16 protein-coding genes and 2 rRNA genes are annotated in these 18,825 nt (G+C 32.9%); 14 read left to right on the top strand and 4 right to left on the bottom strand.

Features of this window, described 5'->3' with window-relative positions; translation table 11 throughout:
- Position 1 precedes the first annotated feature (1 nt).
- Both yfgL and der read left to right on the top strand, forming a co-directional pair.
- Positions 2–1,321, top strand: a complete 1,320-nt coding sequence (gene yfgL, locus NOVO_06415) for an Outer membrane assembly lipoprotein yfgL (protein ID AIL65633.1) — start codon at positions 2–4, stop codon at positions 1,319–1,321.
- Positions 1,322–1,330: 9 nt separating this feature from the next.
- Entirely contained in the window at positions 1,331–2,656 is a 1,326-nt protein-coding gene (gene der / locus NOVO_06410) for a GTPase EngA (protein ID AIL65632.1), read from the top strand.
- A 30-nt stretch (positions 2,657–2,686) separates the two neighbouring features.
- On the opposite strand, the gene znuC is transcribed toward der, so the two are convergent.
- The 4 genes from znuC to NOVO_06390 form a co-directional block, all read right to left on the bottom strand.
- Positions 2,687–3,409, bottom strand: coding sequence for a Zinc import ATP-binding protein ZnuC (znuC, locus tag NOVO_06405; protein ID AIL65631.1), 723 nt, complete (start codon positions 3,407–3,409; stop codon positions 2,687–2,689).
- Positions 3,399–3,842, bottom strand: coding sequence for a Putative Holliday junction resolvase (gene yrrK, locus NOVO_06400; GenBank protein AIL65630.1), 444 nt, complete (start codon positions 3,840–3,842; stop codon positions 3,399–3,401). The genes znuC and yrrK overlap by 11 nt, the downstream gene beginning before the upstream one ends.
- Positions 3,843–4,246: 404 nt before the next feature.
- Positions 4,247–4,360 (bottom strand): 5S ribosomal RNA (locus NOVO_06395).
- A gap of 125 nt (positions 4,361–4,485) precedes the next feature.
- Positions 4,486–7,255 (bottom strand): 23S ribosomal RNA (locus NOVO_06390).
- A 522-nt stretch (positions 7,256–7,777) separates the two neighbouring features.
- Between NOVO_06390 and NOVO_06385 the strand changes: the two genes are divergently transcribed.
- The 12 genes from NOVO_06385 to NOVO_06330 all read left to right on the top strand — a co-directional run bounded on the left by NOVO_06385 (position 7,778) and on the right by NOVO_06330 (position 18,762).
- Positions 7,778–8,206 (top strand): HIT domain protein, encoded by a 429-nt coding sequence (locus NOVO_06385; GenBank protein AIL65629.1) that lies wholly within the window; start codon positions 7,778–7,780, stop codon positions 8,204–8,206.
- Positions 8,203–9,765 (top strand): Phosphoethanolamine transferase eptA, encoded by a 1,563-nt coding sequence (eptA, locus tag NOVO_06380; GenBank protein ID AIL65628.1) that lies wholly within the window; start codon positions 8,203–8,205, stop codon positions 9,763–9,765. The genes NOVO_06385 and eptA overlap by 4 nt, the downstream gene beginning before the upstream one ends.
- A gap of 53 nt (positions 9,766–9,818) precedes the next feature.
- On the top strand, positions 9,819–10,769 hold the full coding sequence (gene bioB, locus NOVO_06375; protein AIL65627.1) for a Biotin synthase: 951 nt from the start codon (positions 9,819–9,821) through the stop codon (positions 10,767–10,769).
- Positions 10,770–11,138: 369 nt separating this feature from the next.
- Positions 11,139–11,357: a hypothetical protein gene (locus tag NOVO_06370; GenBank protein AIL65626.1), complete on the top strand. Its 219-nt coding sequence runs from the start codon at positions 11,139–11,141 to the stop codon at positions 11,355–11,357.
- Between the two features lie 25 nt (positions 11,358–11,382).
- A complete protein-coding gene (locus tag NOVO_06365; GenBank protein ID AIL65625.1) occupies positions 11,383–12,150 on the top strand; it encodes a hypothetical protein in 768 nt (255 codons plus the stop codon).
- Positions 12,151–12,179: 29 nt separating this feature from the next.
- The gene (locus NOVO_06360; protein ID AIL65624.1) at positions 12,180–13,064 is read left to right on the top strand and encodes a hypothetical protein; all 885 of its coding nucleotides are present in this window, start codon (positions 12,180–12,182) and stop codon (positions 13,062–13,064) included.
- A 27-nt stretch (positions 13,065–13,091) separates the two neighbouring features.
- On the top strand, positions 13,092–14,168 hold the full coding sequence (locus NOVO_06355; GenBank protein ID AIL65623.1) for a hypothetical protein: 1,077 nt from the start codon (positions 13,092–13,094) through the stop codon (positions 14,166–14,168).
- A 135-nt stretch (positions 14,169–14,303) separates the two neighbouring features.
- Positions 14,304–15,605 (top strand): hypothetical protein, encoded by a 1,302-nt coding sequence (locus NOVO_06350; protein ID AIL65622.1) that lies wholly within the window; start codon positions 14,304–14,306, stop codon positions 15,603–15,605.
- A 368-nt stretch (positions 15,606–15,973) separates the two neighbouring features.
- The gene (locus tag NOVO_06345; GenBank protein AIL65621.1) at positions 15,974–16,297 is read left to right on the top strand and encodes a hypothetical protein; all 324 of its coding nucleotides are present in this window, start codon (positions 15,974–15,976) and stop codon (positions 16,295–16,297) included.
- Positions 16,298–16,699: 402 nt separating this feature from the next.
- Complete coding sequence (locus NOVO_06340) at positions 16,700–16,897, top strand: hypothetical protein (protein ID AIL65620.1); 198 nt, start codon at positions 16,700–16,702, stop codon at positions 16,895–16,897.
- Positions 16,848–17,252: a hypothetical protein gene (locus tag NOVO_06335; GenBank protein ID AIL65619.1), complete on the top strand. Its 405-nt coding sequence runs from the start codon at positions 16,848–16,850 to the stop codon at positions 17,250–17,252. Before NOVO_06340 ends, NOVO_06335 begins: the two co-directional genes overlap by 50 nt.
- Before the next feature lie 19 nt (positions 17,253–17,271).
- Complete coding sequence (locus tag NOVO_06330; protein ID AIL65618.1) at positions 17,272–18,762, top strand: Sensor histidine kinase; 1,491 nt, start codon at positions 17,272–17,274, stop codon at positions 18,760–18,762.
- Positions 18,763–18,825 lie beyond the last annotated feature (63 nt).

The raw sequence follows: 18,825 nt of genomic DNA, 5'->3' as shown, positions 1-18,825 counted from the left end.
AATGTTTATAGTAAAATTATTAATAGCTTTTTTATTACTTATAACAAATAATTGTAGTACTTTATCTAATTTAATAGCAGAAAAAGATTCTTCTCCTGCATTAACAGGTGAAAGGATAACAATATTAAAGCTCGAAAACGATTTAGTAGCCAATAAGCAAATGGAAGATATTAATATAAAACTTCCCTTACAGCAAGAGAACTTCGCGTGGTCTAATAGTAATGGTAGTGAATATGACTATCCTGAAAACATAAAGTTACCTCAAATTAAATCTTGTTTATCCTATTCTTTAGGGCTATCTCGTAAAACATACATAAATTCAACACCTGTTATTGCAGATGACCTCATATTGATTATGGCCAAAAAAGCTAGTGTGGTTGCGTTTAAGAACAATAATTTATCTAAACCACTTTGGACCAAAAATACCATGCCTATTGATGAAAAAGAAGATTATATTGGCGGAGGGATGGTTTATGCTCATGATAAGTTATTTGTCACTGCGGGGCATCGTGATGTCTTAGCTTTAAACATACATAACGGTAAAGAAATTTGGCGTCACTCTCTTAATAATATTATTAGAGCAGCACCTATATTAAGTCAAAATACCTTATTTGTAGTAACAATAGATAATAAGCTATATGCTATAGATAGTACTTCTGGTAATGTAATATGGATGCATGAAGGTGCAAGCGAATCCATAGGTATTTTTGGGGCTGCTTCAATTGCAGCAAGCAATAATGTAGTTGTAATACCTCATTCTTCAGGTCAATTGCACGGCCTCAATATTAATACAGGAGAAGAACTATGGAGCGTGAATCTTGCCTTTAATAAAAGCTCCTTAATGGGATTCTCTTTTAGCGATATAGATATTACTCCTGTCATTCGTGACAATATTGTATATGTTGCAGGTAATACCGGTTCTTTATATGCTATTCATTTAGAAAATGGCATGCCTTTATGGCACAAAAATATTAAAGGTATTAAATCTTTATGGGTTGCAGGTGAGTTTTTATATATAATTAATGATGAAAATGAAATTTTAGCTATTTATAATAAAAATGGCCACATAAAATGGGTAAATAAATTACAACTAGCAGATACTAATAAATCTTCTTCTAAAATTAAGTCATTTGGTCCTATTTTGGCCGGTGACTTATTATTATTTACAACTGATATAGGAAAATTATTATTCGTTTCACCTTATGAAGGTAAAATAATACGTGAGATGTCTATATCTAAAAATGTTCACTCACTACCAATTGTTGCTTCATCTAAATTATTTATTATGAGTGACAATGGAACTTTGAGTATTTGCGAGTAAATATCTAGAATGTTTACTATAGCAATTATTGGCAGACCTAACGTTGGTAAATCTACTTTATTTAATAGATTAGCAAATAAAAAATCTGCTTTAACGCATGATATGCCTGGAGTCACCCGTGATCGTAAAGAGGAAAATGGCAATTTGGGATCAATGCATTTTACCATAATTGATACACCTGGATTAGAACATAAAATTACTAATTATCTTACCGAGCGCATGAATTTACAGACAGAACAAGCTGTTCTCAAAGCAGATTTAGCTATTTTATTAATGGATGGCAAAGACGGTTTAATGTCTGAAGATTATTTACTTGCCAAGTGGATTAGAAAGAGAGGCAAGAATACTATTTTGGTAATTAATAAATGTGAAGCTTACAATACAAAGAATAATGCTTTAGAATTTTCTAAATTAGGGTTAGGTATTCCTATATGTATTTCAGCAGAACATAATGAAGGCATGATTGATCTATATGACGCTATCGAACCTTTTTATGAATCAACCACTAACAATGATGAACACATTGAACAATCTATAAAAATTGCAATAGTAGGAAGACCTAACTCTGGAAAATCAACTTTTTTTAATAAGTTACTTGGTGAAGAACGAGTAATTACTGGACCTGAAGCAGGAATTACAAGAGATGCCACTTATATTAAATGGAGTTTTCAAAATACTCATATTAGTTTAATAGATACTGCAGGAATGAGGCGTAAATCAAATATAGATACTTCTTTAGAAAAACTTTCAGTATCAGATAGTTTAAAAGCTATAAAATATTCACATATAGTAATTTTATTAACCGATGCATCGAAGGTTTTAGAAGCTCAAGATATTAATATTGCAAATTTAGTGATAAATGAAGGTAGAGGCCTTATAATAGCTGTAAATAAATGGGATACTATCACTGATAAATTGGCTATTAAAGACAATATTAAATACAAAATTTCTAAGGTACTTGGTGAAATTAAAAATATACCTGTAGAATATATTTCTGCTTTGCATGGTAATTATATATATTCTCCTATTAAATCAGCTCTTAATTTATTTAAATTATGGAATACAGAAATTCCTAAAAAAGATCTTAATAACTGGCTAACTCAAGCTGTAAATCATCATCCTCCTGCTCTAGCAAAATCTAAACGCCGTATACGTTTTAAATATATCACTCAAAATAAGGTTAGGCCTCCAACTTTCTTATTATTTACCAATTATCCAGAAGAAATAGAAGATAGTTATATTAGATATTTAAGCCATTCTTTACGTGAATATTTTAATTTGCCTGGCACACCTATTAGGATTCTTTTACGCAAAACCAAAAATCCCTATATTTAGTTTCATTTTATAAATAAAATATTATACATTTTAATGTTTATGATCATGATAATGTTGGTATACAGCAATTTTATTTATGGCATGTTGTCCAAATAAATCTATATATGAAGAATGCTTACTAATATTTTCAGGCGTGCCCTCACAACATATATGTTTATTAAGGCAAATAACATGATTAGTCGCTTTCATCACCATATATAAATCATGTGATATCATTAAAATAGCAATTTTATATATATCTCTTATGCGTTCAATCATTGTATAAAATTCCATCTGGCCAGTTATATCTATCCCTTGAATTGGTTCATCTAATACTAACAAATCTGGCTTATTAATTAAACTACATGCAAAAATAATTTTTTGTAACTCCCCCCCCGAAAGATTATATATTTGTTTATTCAATAAATACGATATTTTTAGCATATTAGCTATCTCTTCAATCGAATAATGATTACATCTATCATTAATAGATAATCCTAAAAATCGTGCAACTGTTAAAGGCATTAAATGGGTCAAAGAAATTCTCTGAGGCATATACCCTAATGAAATATTCTTTTCTAATTTCACTGTACCTTTATTTGGCTTTAATAAATTTAGAACTAATTTTGCTAATGTAGTTTTTCCACCTCCATTAGGTCCTATAATTGTTATTATCTGGCCTGAATATATAGTAAAGTTAATTTTTTCTAATACAGTTTGCTTATTATAAGAAAAAAAAACATCTTCTAACTTTAGTACAATATTATTTTGCATTCATCAATCTCATTTGGTCTAAAACAGTTTGCAATATATAACTTGCAGCTATTTTATCATCTAAATTTCCTATTTTTTTTCTAGACATACCAGACTCTTTTAGAATACGTAACGCCGCAGCCGTAGTTAATCTTTCATCTTGAAAAAAAATTGGTATATTAAAATATTGATCTAACTTATCTGTAAAATTTTTTACCATAATACAAGCTGATCCTTCAACACCGTCCATTTGTTTAGGAAAACCAATAACCATACCACAAATATTTTTTTGGGTAATAAGGTTATTTAAAGCGTATAAATCTTTTTTAAAAGTCTTACGCAATAATATATCATATGGACTAGCAATTAGTCTATCTATATCAGTTAGTGCTATACCTAAAGTTTTTAAGCCCACGTCCAACCCCAATATTCTACCCTTAGGTAAAATATACATAAACTCAGATATATTAGTGCAAATCAATCCATTTTCCTTATTTAAAAATATTATAGTAAATTAAATTTCCGAGTTTGATTGGCCTTTGTATTTGGGGCTAGGCTCAGATAAAGCGAACCCTAAAATTAGTAGGAGAGCTTTGAGCTAACTGCGTCCGCAAGTTCAAATCAATTTACTATAATTATATAACAAAACTCTTTAAGCAATATAATCAATATAAGAGTAATACTAAAGTTAAAACAGATAAATTATGCTTTTAATCTGCATATATAGTAAAAAAGTTGAATGTTGATCACTTGGACAGATAGAACAAACCCTACATTAGTAGGAGAGCAAAAATGTTTTTACTATACTCAGTTTATTATCTACATATTATAAGATTCAAATAAAAAGCCCGCTTAATAGGCCTGGCAACGACTTACTCTCCCACATCTTAAGATGCAGTACCATCAGCGCAACAGGGTTTCACTTACGAGTTCGGTATGGGGTCGGGTGTGTCACCTGTGCTATAATCACCAAGCCAATTAAACGGGCTTCATAGCTGCTTAACAAGCAATAAAATCTCTACAAACTTTTTCTTTTTCTTTCTCTATTCCATTATGCAGACTTAACGCTGCATATGAATAAAGTACCCTCATATGCAAAATTTAAATCAATCGAGCTATTAGTATTGGTTAGCTTAACACGTTACCGTGCTTACACACCCAACCTATCAACGTGATGGTCTATCACGGCTCTAATGGGGAAATCTAGTTTTGAGGTGGGTTTCCCGCTTAGATGCTTTCAGCGGTTATCCCGTCCGTACATGGCTACCCAGCCGTGCCGCTGGCGCGACAACTGGTGCACTAGAGGTACGTCCATCCCGGTCCTCTCGTACTAAGGACAGATCCTCTCAAATTTCCTACACCCACGGTAGATAGGGACCGAACTGTCTCGCGACGTTCTGAACCCAGCTCACGTACCACTTTAATCGGCGAACAGCCGAACCCTTGGGACCTGCTCCAGCCCCAGGATGTGATGAGCCGACATCGAGGTGCCAAACGATTCCGTCGATATGAACTCTTGGGAATCATCAGCCTGTTATCCCCGGCGTACCTTTTATCCGTTGAGCGATGGCCCTTCCACGTGGAACCACCGGATCACTATGACCGACTTTCGTCTCTGCTCGACTTGTCAGTCTCGCAGTTAGGCAAGCTTATGCCATTACACTCTAAAAGCTGATTTCCGACCAGCTTGAGCTTACCATCGCGCGCCTCCGTTACTTTTTGGGAGGCGACCGCCCCAGTCAAACTACCCACCATGCAGGGTCCCAAACCCAGTTTCATGGGTCATGGTTAGATATCAGGGATTGAAAGGGTGGTATTTCAAGGACGGCTCCATAACAACTGGCGTCATTACTTCATAGCCTTCCACCTATCCTACACATCCAATCCCTAATACCACTGCAAAGCTGTAGTAAAGGTGCACGGGGTCTTTCCGTCTAGCCGCGGGTACTCCGTATCTTCACGGAGAATCCAATTTCGCTGAGTCGATACTGGAGACAGTGGGGAAGTCGTTACGCCATTCGTGCGGGTCGGAACTTACCCGACAAGGAATTTCGCTACCTTAGGACCGTCATAGTTACGGCCGCCGTTCACTGGGGCTTCAATTCAAGGCTTGCACCTCTCCTCTTAACCTTCCAGCACTGGGCAGGCGTCAGACCCTATACGTCGTCTTATAGACTTTGCAGAGCCCTGTGTTTTTGTTAAACAGTCGCTACCCCCTGCTTTGTGCCACCTTTACATGGTTACCCATATAAAGGCCACCCTTCTCCCTAAGTTACGGGTGCAATTTGCCTAGTTCCTTCAGTATCGTTCTCTCAAGCGCCTTAGTATACTCTACTTGTCCACCTGTGTCGGTTTGGGGTACGGTCTATACGTAGGAGCTATTTCCTGGAAGATTTAAGCTGCATATTCAATCCAATAAGAACATACAACGTTCAATCTCCGTCACTTCCTACAGGTTCAGGAATATTAACCTGATTCCCATCGACTACGCCTTTCGGCCTCGCCTTAGGGGCCGACTAACCCTGCGCAGATTAACTTTACGCAGGAAACCTTGGACTTCCGGCGAGAATGTTTCTCACATTCTTTGTCGCTACTCATGTCAGCATTCTCACTTCTGATATCTCCAGCAATTCTCACGAATCACCTTCACAGACTTACAGAACGCTCCGCTACCGCGTATATCCAATGATATACACCCGCGTCTTCGGTATATGGCTTAAGCCCCGTTACATTTTAGGCGCAAGAAGGCTTATTTAGACTAGTGAGCTGTTACGCTTTCTTTAAAGGATGGCTGCTTCTAAGCCAACCTCCTAGTTGTTTTGGCCTTCCTACATCCTTTACCACTTAGCCATAATTTAGGGACCTTAGACGGCGATCTGGGCTGTTTCCCTCTCGACTACGGACCTTAGCACCCATAGTCTGTCTGTTGTACTATACTCACAGCTATTCGGAGTTTGGTTGGGTTTGGTAGGGCTTCGGGCCCCCCTAGCCTATCCAGTGCTCTACCCTCTGTGGTAACCATACAACGCTCTACCTAAATAGATTTCGCGGAGAACCAGCTATTTCCGAGTTTGATTGGCCTTTCACCCCTAGCCACAATTCATCCCATAATTTTGCAACATTAATGGGTTCGGTCCTCCAGCGCATGTTACTGCGCCTTCAACCTGATCATGGCTAGATCACCCGGATTCGGGTCTAATTCGTCGAACTATACGCCCTATTAAGACTCGCTTTCGCTACGCCTACACCTAACGGCTTAAGCTTGCTCGACAAACTAACTCGCTGACCCATTATACAAAAGGTACGCCGTCACATTATTTTTATTCCAAAAAACAAAAAAATGCTCCGACTGCTTGTAGGCATTTGGTTTCAGATACTATTTCACTCCCCTAGTCGGGGTTCTTTTCACCTTTCCCTCACGGTACTTGTTCACTATCGGTCGCCAGGGAGTACTTAGGCTTAGAGGGTGGTCCCCCTACGTTCAGACAGGATTTCACGTGTCCCGCCTTACTCAAGGACTTAAAGTCTTTTACTTATACAGGGCTATCACCTTCTATGGCTGACTTTTCCAAGTCATTCTAATTATTTCCTTTAAGCCACTGGCCTGGTCCGCGTTCGCTCGTCACTACTAACGGAGTCTCGGTTGATGTCCTTTCCTCCAGCTACTAAGATATTTCAGTTCACTGGGTTTGCTTCATATGATTTATTTATTCATCATACGATACCTGTAAAAACAGGTGGGTTTCCCCATTCGGAAATCTTCGGATCAAAGATTGTTCGCATCTCCCCGAAGCTTATCGCAGCGTACTACGTCCTTCATCGCCTCCTGGCGCCAAGGCATCCACCAAATGCCCTTTTTTTATTTAAAATTCACACTTGAGAGTACTTTTCATATGCAGAATTAAATCTACATTAAAAAAAGAACTTATTTCTTGTATCAACTCGCTTTTATTAATAAAGCTAGTATTTTTGTAGAAATTTTATTTACAATGTTAAACAGCTTCTTCTACGCTTCTGGCTTATGTTTTTAAGTTTTTGCCTGCGTAGGAAAGTGTTTATATTATCTCTTGCACCTTTTGTCAACACTAAAAAATACAAAATATTATTTTCCTTAAACCCAAGCATTTTCATACGTTACAGGGCTATTTATGACCTAAATCGCATATATATTACAATATTTTTTTGTTTTTTTTCGAATTTTTTTAATATTTTTTGAGTAATTATAACAATTAGTTTTTACAACTGACTCTAAATATTTCTTAATTTATACCAAATAAATATAGCATATATTTTTTTATCTCTTATAATACCTTCTACTAGACTATTAGGTCTAATAATTAAAATAGCCATCTCAAGAAGCTTAATACATTAATTTAAAATTTTAATCGTATGGAACAATCTTTTAATATCGATCAGCAATTAGCTAAAGATACTTTTTACATTACAGAGCTTGAATTATCTATAATCTTACTTATGAATAATGCTTTGTTTCCTTGGATCATTTTAATACCTAAAAGAAATTATGTAACAGAGTTAATAGATTTATCTACAACCGATCAACAATTACTAATGCACGAGATTATTTATACTTCTAAATTATTAAAACATTTTTTTTCTCCTGATAAGATCAATGTAGCAACCTTAGGTAATGTCGTAGCTCAATTACATATACATATAATAGCAAGATTTAAAAATGATGCAGCATGGCCTAAACCTGTTTGGAACACATATAATGAGCCTTATACTACTTTAACTAGCACCAGACTTACTGAAAAAATTAAACAATATATTAATTTACATAAAATTGAATATATATGAATTTTAACTTTGTTTATCATAGAAGATGGTTTATTTTTGTTGTTGCTTTAATATATACAACATTATTTAATCTACCTTTTATTTTAAAGAGATTATATATATATAATATTTTTTCTACTCAGTTATTAATTTCCATAACTACAGAATTTATCATATCTTGTATAATTACCTGGCTATTTTTTTATACCTTAACCATAAATAAGAAAATTTTTGTATTATTTACTATATTAACTTTTATTATCACTGCTCTAGCTAAATATTTTCTTATAAATTTAGGTCTGAATGTTAATATTTCTACTATTAGTGCTGTATTTGCTACTGATCTTAATGAAGCTAAAGACTTTTTTAACATTGGAATTTTAACCGAAATTATCTTTTCTGGAGTTGTATCTATAATATTAGTAAGAATTTTTGATAAATATGATAACCATACTACGAAATTCCAATATCTTATATCACTTATTTCCCTTACACTATCATTAATGGGGATTTTCTTAAATGGCGCCAAAATAAATGCCAAATATTATCCATATAATATTTTAAAAGAAATAACATATTATGCCCTAGACCAATTAAATTGGTATAAAAGTAGAACAGATATTGCAAATATATATAAATTTCATCTTCAAGAAGATGAAGCAAAAGATTTAATTGTTGTACTAGTCATTGGTGAATCAGCACGTTTTGACCATTTTGGCATAAACGGTTATAATAAACCTACGACTCCCTATCTATCACAAATATCTAATTTATTAAGTTTTCAAAATGTGGAAGCTTGTGCAGCTATGACAATGGATGCAGTACCATGCATAATGACCCGTTCTACCAACCAAAATAGATCTTTAGGTAGAAAAGAAACTTCTTTCGTAAGCATTATGCGAAAATTAGGTTTTAATACTCTATGGCTTGGATCCCAAGGTTCTTCTTCATTTAATCGTCATTACTATGAATTTGGCAAAGAAGCAGAACATCATCTCTATGTAGAAGATTTTATTACTAATAGCGCAAAACCTCAATTTGACGTTGATTTATTGCCGTACCTGGAAAAATTTGTAACCAATCATGGTAAAAAGCTTATCATCTTCCATAGTATTGGTAGCCATTTTCATTATGATTTACGCGCACCATCTAATTTTCAAATATTTATACCTAGGTGCAAACCAGATTTTAAACATAAAAATTTACATAATTGTTCTCAGGAACAGATTATCAATTCATATGATAATTCTATTTTATATACAGATTTCTTCTTATCCAAAATTATAAACTTATTAGAGAAAAAAAATGCATTATTCTTTTATATATCTGATCATGGAGAATCATTAGGAGAAAACGGAATATATATGCATGGCAATAGCAATATAAAAGAACAAATTCATATACCTATGTTTGTATTTGCTTCAGAAAACTACATAAAAAATCATCCCGCATATTTTAATAATATGCAATCCAAACTACACTCCGCTTTAAATCAAGACAATATATTCCATAGCATTTTAGACTGTTCTTTCATTACTTCAGATATAATAAATAAAAACTTGAGTATTTGCCAAAAATAATGCTATATAGTTTAATAAAAATATAATAACCTATAAATAAGGATTTCTCCTTTATGACTATTAGACATGATTGGCAGCTTCCAGAAGTTTTAGCACTATTTAATCAGCCTTTTAATGATTTAATATTTGAAGCGCAAACTATACATAGACAGAATTTCCTTGCTAACAAAATACAAATCAGCACTTTGCTAAGTATTAAAACTGGTAGCTGTCCTGAAGACTGTAAATATTGCCCCCAATCAGCCCATTATAATACCAATCTGCAGAAAGAACCATTACTAAATCTTACAGATATTTTAACTAAAGCTCAGGAAGCTAAAGACTCAGGAGCTTCTAGGTTTTGTATGGGCGCAGCCTGGCGTAATTTACATGATCGTGACCTCCCTAAAATGGTAGAAGTTATAAAAGCAGTTAAAAACTTAGGATTAGAAACCTGTGTTACGCTTGGTATGTTAACTCAAAACCAAGCTTTTACATTAAAAAATGCTGGACTTGACTACTATAATCATAATATTGATACTTCTCCTGAACATTATAAGCATATAATTAGCACTAGAACGTTTCAAGATAGATTAGATACTATTGAAAATATTAGAAATGCTAATATTAAACTATGCTGCGGTGGTATAATAGGTATGGGAGAATCTATTGAAGATCGATTATCCATGCTTATTACTCTTGCTAATTTTAATCCTCATCCAGAAAGTGTGCCTATTAATTTATTAATTAAAGTTAAAGGAACTCCTTTAGAGCATATAGAAAATGTTAATATTTTCGATTTTATACGTACAATAGCAGTAGCTAGAATAATTATGCCTCAATCCGTAGTCAGATTATCGGCAGGCCGAGAAACTATGACTGATGAAGCACAAGCATTATGCTTCATGGCAGGTGCTAATTCTTTATTTTATGGTGAAAAATTACTAACTACCAAAAACCCTGATGCAGATCATGATACAAAACTATTTAATACACTAGGACTAGAAGCGGCAGCTACAGCTTAAACCAAAATGGTACCTATAAGTATTACACATGTTTTACTTCTTGTTCTGTAAATAGATTTATTATTAATAAATTTGTGGCAAATTTCATTTGAATTACAGAAAGAACTGTACAAAATTAGTACAAAACCTAATAGAATCCTTATTCACAGTTAAAAATTTATAATGAAAACAGTCCACAAATTGGTAAATATATTTTTTCATTTTGATAGACAATTAAAGAAACCTTGTGTCTAAACTCTGTCTATTTAATTCCTGAGAAGAATTTTTATGAATAGATAGTTAAATGTCGTTAATAATATTTACAGGTCTCTTGACGTTAATGAAATTATTCATTATTATGAAACATATTTCTTTATATATGAGGTATATATGTCAAAGAGAAAAGATAAAGGTAAACAAAGAGAGGATGATATTATCCCTAGCTCTCAAGAGGTTAAAATACATTCTGATACTAAAACGTTGATTAAAGATCTACCTAGCATTATTAAAGAGGGTATTAAAAAACCAGGCAATATTAGTAATTTAGTTCTAATAGGCTTTACCGCTATGTGTAATGCTATACCTGCCCATCCTAATTTAGCAAGTTAGTTTTGTACTCGCTGGCATCACTTGCTTGCAACCTGCTGTTACTGACTTTGGTTACAATTATAAATTAATAAAAAATGAGTTATTAAAAAATAAGGATATAAAAACTTTGCAGGATAAAGCCTTAGAAATTACCAAATTTATTTGGCCTGGAATTGTGGCGGTAATAGCTGGAGCCGTGTTTTTTGGTCTATATATTAATTATAGCCAAGGCGCAGAAGTAGCCAGTTCTGTACTCCTTGCGGTTGGAACCTTTATTGTAGGTAGCGCGCAGATGTTAGTGAAACCTATGATCAAAAGAGAAGTGGCGAGAAAAAATCCCCCTGCTCCAATGGTAGGAGAAAGAGAACTTTTGATATCTCCTGCAATACAAGCTGCTGAGGAGCTTGAGCAGGAGATTGTTAATAATGATGTACAACTGGAGCAATTAGAACAGATTACAAGTTTAGTTAAGGCACAAAACCGTAACGCTAGCATCAAAACTATGGCATTAAAACAAAAGGTTAATGAACAACAAACAGAAATTGTCCAACTTAGTAAGGCACATAATAATTTACAGGCAAATAATCAAGCTCTTACTGAACAGCTAGATAAAAATGTAGAAACTATAGAAAAACTTACCCAAGAAAAAGAACAATTGACTCAACAATTTGAGCAAGCAATCGAGAATAACAGAGAATTACAAAACCAGCTTAATCATTTACAGCAACCAATTACTCAAATAGATACAGCCAGTAGTAGCGCGTCAAGAATCAACATAAATTCTAATGATGAAATATCAGTATTTATACGCTAAGGAATTATTAATTAAAATAGGTAATTAAAATGAAACAAGAAACTATAGCCCTTGATATACGAGCCCAAAATTTTCTAGAAGATCTAGACAAAGCAATAGAAAAATATCCTAATATTGATATAATAAATTTTAAAGACCCAAATAATAAAAATAAAACATTTCTCCATACATTACCCTATACTAACTTTACTCATTATGTTGCATATTTTTTAGAAAAAGATGCTAATATTTACGTGTTCGATAATGATAAATTAAATCCGCTGCATTGTGCTGTTGGATGCGCTTCTCTTTGTATGAAAGATAATAAGCTGAAACCTCTTGTCCAATTCACTTATCAAATACTTAGATTATTACTTAACTATGAAGCAGAGCAAAGGGCATATTTTCCAGAAAAATATCAAGATTTGCCTTGGCTTAAAGATCAACAAGACAATGTAAAATGGACTCCTGTAATAAATGCACAAAAGCTTGACAAAAGCCCAGGCAAAGAAGTGGTAGTGGAGTTAAAAAAAGCACTAAAAGAACAAGAAGCTTATTATCAAGAATGTTTAGAAGCTAAAGCAAAAAACATACCCCTTATGCCATATCACAGGAAGTTTTTACCAGAAATAATAAAATCAACATCCATAGCTGAAGAAAAGCAGGAAAAAACTTGGCAGGAAAAAACTTGGAGTGAAAAAATACTAGAAGGGCAAAACTCTAGCTTAAGGCATAGATCCAAATCAGATGAACCTTTGCAAACTAAACAAGAAGCAGCGATGAAATCAATTTCTAGATCCATGGAAGTAGAAAAATCAGAAGGAGAAAAAGCATCTTTACTGGATCATAATGGCCGTGATGAAGGAAGTTTTGTAGAAAAAATAATGGGATGGTTCACTACTGGCCAGAACTCCTCAAAGTCTAAAGGATTATAGCTTTTTAATTAAGAAATGAGGGCATAGATGTTAAGGACGAAAGGTAAAGGCAGAGCAGGCACTATTACTTTTGATCAACCTGAAGCTAAAATACGCTCGAGCAATAATCGCAGAACTTTAATAGGTGAAATACCTAGCATTATTAAAGAAGGTATTAAAAAACCAGGCAATATTAGTAATTTAGTTCTAATAGGCTTTACCGCTATGTGTAATGCTATACTTGCCCATCCTAATTTAGCAGTTAGTTTTGTACTCGCTGGCGTCACTTGCCTGCAACCTGCTGTTACTGATTTTGGTTACAATTATAAATTAATAAAAAATGAGTTGTTAAAAAATAAGGATCTAAAAACTTTTCAGGATAAAGCCTTAGAAATTACGAAATTTATTTGGCCTGGAATTGTGGGACAAATATTACATGGCTGCGCCACGACTACGCACGCAATTAGAAAAGAATTACAGCGATCGCAAGCTACGATCAAAGAATTAAGTGAACAATATAATATTAACCCTAAAACTGTGATAAAATGGCGTCAAAGAAAAGAAGAAGGAGTAGAAGATCGCTCTAATGCTCCTAAAAAAGCAACTACTATTTTGAAGCCCGAAGATGAAGCTTTGATTATTGCTTTTCGTAAGTCTACGCAATTACCTTTGGATGATTGCTTTGATGCACTTATTAAAGAAATACCTTATTTAACTCGTTCAAATCTTTACCGATGCCTTAAACGGTACGGTTTATCTTGTTTACCCAAAGAAGATAATATCAAAGAGAAGAAGAAATTTAAGGCTTATGAAATAGGATTTATGCATCTTGATATCACAGAAGTAAGAATTGGTGAGGGAAAATTTTACATATTTGTGGCAATATGTAGAGTGAGTAAATTTGCTTATGTTGAGCTGCATAATAATAGCAATGGCGATACTACAGTTAATTTTCTTGATAACTTGGTAAGTAGCTGTCCCTTTAAGATACATACCATATTAACTGATAATGGTGTTCAATTTGCTTACAATGGTTTAGCCAGGTACAGAGCTCCTCAAAAACTAAAGGATTATAGCTTTTTAATTAAGATTACCTTACGAGAGCTATATATAAGTATTTTATAGATTATTGTTACTATTTGATTAAAGTAATAAAGTAAAAAATATATTAATTTTTGTATTTTTTTTATTAACATTTTTAATATTTAGTGTATAATGTTATAATAAACTTTTATTTATTATAATATAAGAAGAAATATTATGAAAACATCAGAACAAATTTGGAAAATTGCCCAAAGCTCTCCACAAACATATCGTGAACACACTGCTATGGAGAATGGTAACTATAATATTCATTATATGCTCTCCCATGAACAAATTGAAGCAGCTGCATTTCTTGATATTGCAAAGCGTAAGAATATCAGTTTTAATGATGCAATAAAACAATGTTTTATAGATGGATTCTCTATAAAAGGTACTACAACTATATCTCCAGATCTAATGGGTATTTTTTTTGGAGAATCTATAGAAAATGCTATTAACCATACCAAAAAGGGAACACCTGCATTTCTTTCTCTTGATGATGGTAAACACTTTGTTTTAATTAGCTTATTACCACATGGTAAAAACCCAAATGAACTTTCTGTATTATATACAAATTCAATTCCATCAGATACCACAGCTAAGCATTTTGCTAGCACACTGGTAAAATATCTCCAAGATAAAGGTATCAATATACGTGATAATAAATATAAAGAAGTGTCAAATGATCAACAAGTAGGAAATTGCTGTGGATTATCAGTTGCAACCAATATTGCTAGTATAGTTACCCATTACTCTACAAATCAAGAGGTAGATTTTCTTAAATCTTCTTTATTTGCGCCTAAAGATTTAGAAGAAAAAAGAAAATATTACCAAAATTTTGGCCAAGATTTTTTCCAAAAATTAAATAATCCTATATTTGACCATAATAAGCGAAAAGCAAGCTTAGATGATATATTAAAACTTACTAAAAATGGACATATAGACTCTGCTGTTGATATACTTAGAAGTATAAATCTAACTACAAAAGAATTAACTCGCAGTAATTTAAAATTAATTCAAGCCTTAGAAGAAATTAAACAAAAAGCACCAAAGCCTATACCACTAGTTGAAGGATATTTGGATTGTATTTATAGTTATAATCGTAAAATAGGCGTCGATATTAAAGATTATATACGTGAACCTCTTGCAAAGTTTACGTCTACTAGCATAACTGACCAATTTCTCAGTAGTATCCCTGTATCTACAAATATTGACCTCACAACAGAAGAAGAACTAGAGTTTAAAAAAGCCTCTGAACAAGCTAAAGAACAACCAAACTTAGTTGCTGCTCTTAAAAACTTGCATAATGCAGCACCATTACCTACCAAAAGCTTATTATCAAAAATTATTGATTATGCAAAATATATATTAAGTTCTATCAAAGAGACCTTAAGTAGCAATGTTTCTCAAGATACATCTCATAAATTTGCTGATAATGTAAAGACCATTGCTCCAAATGATAACCAAAGATCACGCTAAAGAACGTGTATAAGTAATATATAATATGTTTTTTACTTCTCCCTTAGGGGAGAAGTCGTGAAAAACTTCAGTTTTAAGCGTATTAGGTGTATATTAAATAATTATTTCTATTAATTCCTTACCCTACCCAACAAAAAAGTTTAAGATAGTCTATATACAAAATATACTCTTTTTTGTCATTATCGCGCAGGCGGTAATCTAGTAATATGGGCAAAACTTCACTATAGCTTGTTAGTTACACAATTACATCATTATTAATAAAAATTAACCTATATTAAAATAACTAAAGTAAATTTATATGTAATATTAACGATATTATATATATATTTAAATTATTACTTTTATAAAGAGAATTTAGAAGGCGTTACATGACTAAATCATTTTCCACTTTAAATAGGAATACTAGTAAAAAATATGTTATAGATTGTTATAATTTTATTACGGATTTTACTGAACAAGAACTTATAAAAGTGTCTAAAAATGCTAAAAATTTACCAATACCTACTTTATATGGTACATTTATAGACCAAAAGCATTATTTGGATTCAGTAGATTTATTAGTTGCCTCTACCCGTGAGACAGAACATAGAAGAGAAATTCTCTTTACCAAAATTCTTCCCAGAATAAAATCTTTCAAAAATTTATTGGATATAGGAGTTGGCAATGGTGAGCTTACAAAAGATATAGGGTAGTATTTTACTAATATCACTGTAGTTGATAATAGCATAGCTTCTTTAAATAATATTCCAGACTATCATTGGTATACACATACCAATATAGGTAAACTCTGTGGCTCAATTATAGATATTAATATACCCAAGAAAAATTATGACTTAATTATATTATCTCAAATTTTATATTACATTCCGGTAAATATTAGAAATTTTTTAATAAATAAGTTATATAGTTATTTAAATAAAGAAGGTGTAATTTTAATTATATTTAATGAAGGTTTAAGTCGTTATGAATTAACTCAGCAGTTTAATGGTACGAGTTTTGAATTTAGTGATATTAAAAATTATATTGTAAATAATTATAAGAATGTAGAAATTGTAGAGTCTAAAGAATCTATAATAACTCAAGATCTTATTACTATGCAGCATATTGCTGGAGTATGTTTATGTGATGCTTCAACAACAGCTACTGGCGAAGAATTAGCTGAATATCTAACTAAATATCACTATAACGGAGTAAAATATCATATTGAGATGATTCAGACTATTATTTCAATTGGGGAATTAAATGATTATTCAAAGAGTAAGGCAATTAATTTGGCGCAATATGATTTATAATACTGAAGAAGCAAAACCATATTTTACTATTCTCGGATGGGTACTAATTTTAGCTTTTACAGGATTTTATTTCTTTAATCTTAAAATAGCTGCCCCCAGTGGCTACGAAAACCTTCCTCTTAGGCTGATTATCGCATTATTTGGTATATTATTAATAGTATATAAAGATTGGCCAAAATCGTTTGTATCACAAACTCCGCTGATATTTTACAGTATTCTTATATTTAGCTTTCCTTTTTTCTTTTCGTATATGCTTTTTAAAAATCCAACTTCTAACATTTGGCAAGTCAATGAATTGGTAGGGTTAGTATTATTGACGTTTTTTGTTGATAGTATTATTGACGTTTTTTGTTGATTGGGTAAGTTTTTTATTAATGACAATGATAGGATTATCTATAGCTATTATTATGAGCTCTCTATCAAGCAATTCTTTTGAGCTACATAATAATTTAATAGGTGTATTTGGTTCGTATAGTGCTCCTATAATCTATTTTATTATTTTTTCTAGCAAAAGAAAGGAGCTATATGAAAAACGTAACGACTATCATCATAAAATAGCTGAATTAAATAATCAATTAGAAGATAAAGTTAGTAAACGAACAGCAGAGTTAGAACAAGCTCATGCAGAAGTGAAACTTGCTAACGAATCCCTAGAACAAAAAGTAGAGGAACGCACCGCAGAACTCAAGCAAGCCTTAGCAGCCAAAACAGAGTTCCTCAATAACATGAGTCATGAGATTAGAACGCCGATGCAAGGGTTCACTGCGATTTCAACTTCCCTCGTTGAGCATTGGCAAGAGTTTAACGATGAACGAAAATATGAGTTAGCAGATAAAATTGCAAGCAATGCCAAAAGATTGTCTTCACTTCTTAACCATCTCCTTGATCTTTCTAAGTTCCAAGCAGGAAAGATGAGGCTTAGTTTAGAAAAAATAGATTTAAACTTGATTATCACGGAAATGATTGACGAAGCTCAAACCCTATATATCAATGGTAAGCAGCTCCAAATTAATTTCACTCCTTTAAAAGACGCCTTTATCCTGGCGGACAAAGAAAGAATAGGCCAAGTTTTACGTAATTTATTTGTCAATAGCATCAAATTTAGCCCAAATAATTCTACCATCACTGTTTCGCTAAAGCTTTCTGAAATCACCTATGATGATCAAAATAAATCTGAAGCTTATCATTTTGCCATTAAAGATGAAGGGGTAGGCGTTCCTGAAAATGAATTATATACTATCTTTGAGGTCTTTGTTCAAAGCAGCAAAACTAAAACCAGGGCAGGAGGCACGGGTCTTGGCCTTGCTATCTGTAAAGAAATTATCGACGCGCATCATGGTGAAATTTGGGCAGAAAATAACCAAGACCAAGGTGCAACTTTTAACTTTGTTATTCCAATATCGCAGGCCAAACAAATGGATGGCCATAAAATCATTGCAGAAAATAATGTCGAAATACCTACAAAACCTGCTCCTCAAACTACTAAATCAGCTAATATTTTAATAATAGATGATGAAGATGCCTGCTTAATGAGTATGGAATTACTACTTTTTGGAAGTGGCTATAATCTCCATAAAGCAGCGGGAGGTTATGCTGGCCTTGAATATCTGAAAGAACATTCTAAGGAAATAGATTTAATTTTACTCGACTTAATGATGCCCGATATTTATGGCTTAAATGTACTCGCTGAGATCAAGCAGAACCCAGAGCTTGCCAAAATCCCAGTCATTCTTCAAACTGGCTCTTCCGATAGTGCCGAAATTGAAAGAGCATTCACACTTGGCATTGTCACCTACATCAAAAAACCTTATCAGAAACAAGCTATCATGGCTGAATTAAATAGGACATTTACATCAATATTATAAGCAAGCCTTTACGGTTCTTAGCACCCACTAAATATTGAACAATATATTAATTATTATTTAACT

The sequence above is a fragment of the Rickettsiales bacterium Ac37b genome (assembly GCA_000746585.2).
Classification (GTDB): Bacteria; Pseudomonadota; Alphaproteobacteria; order Rickettsiales; family Arcanibacteraceae; genus Ac37b.
Note: the sequence above shows the minus strand (reverse complement) of the source record. Positions and strands in the feature narration are given on the sequence as shown.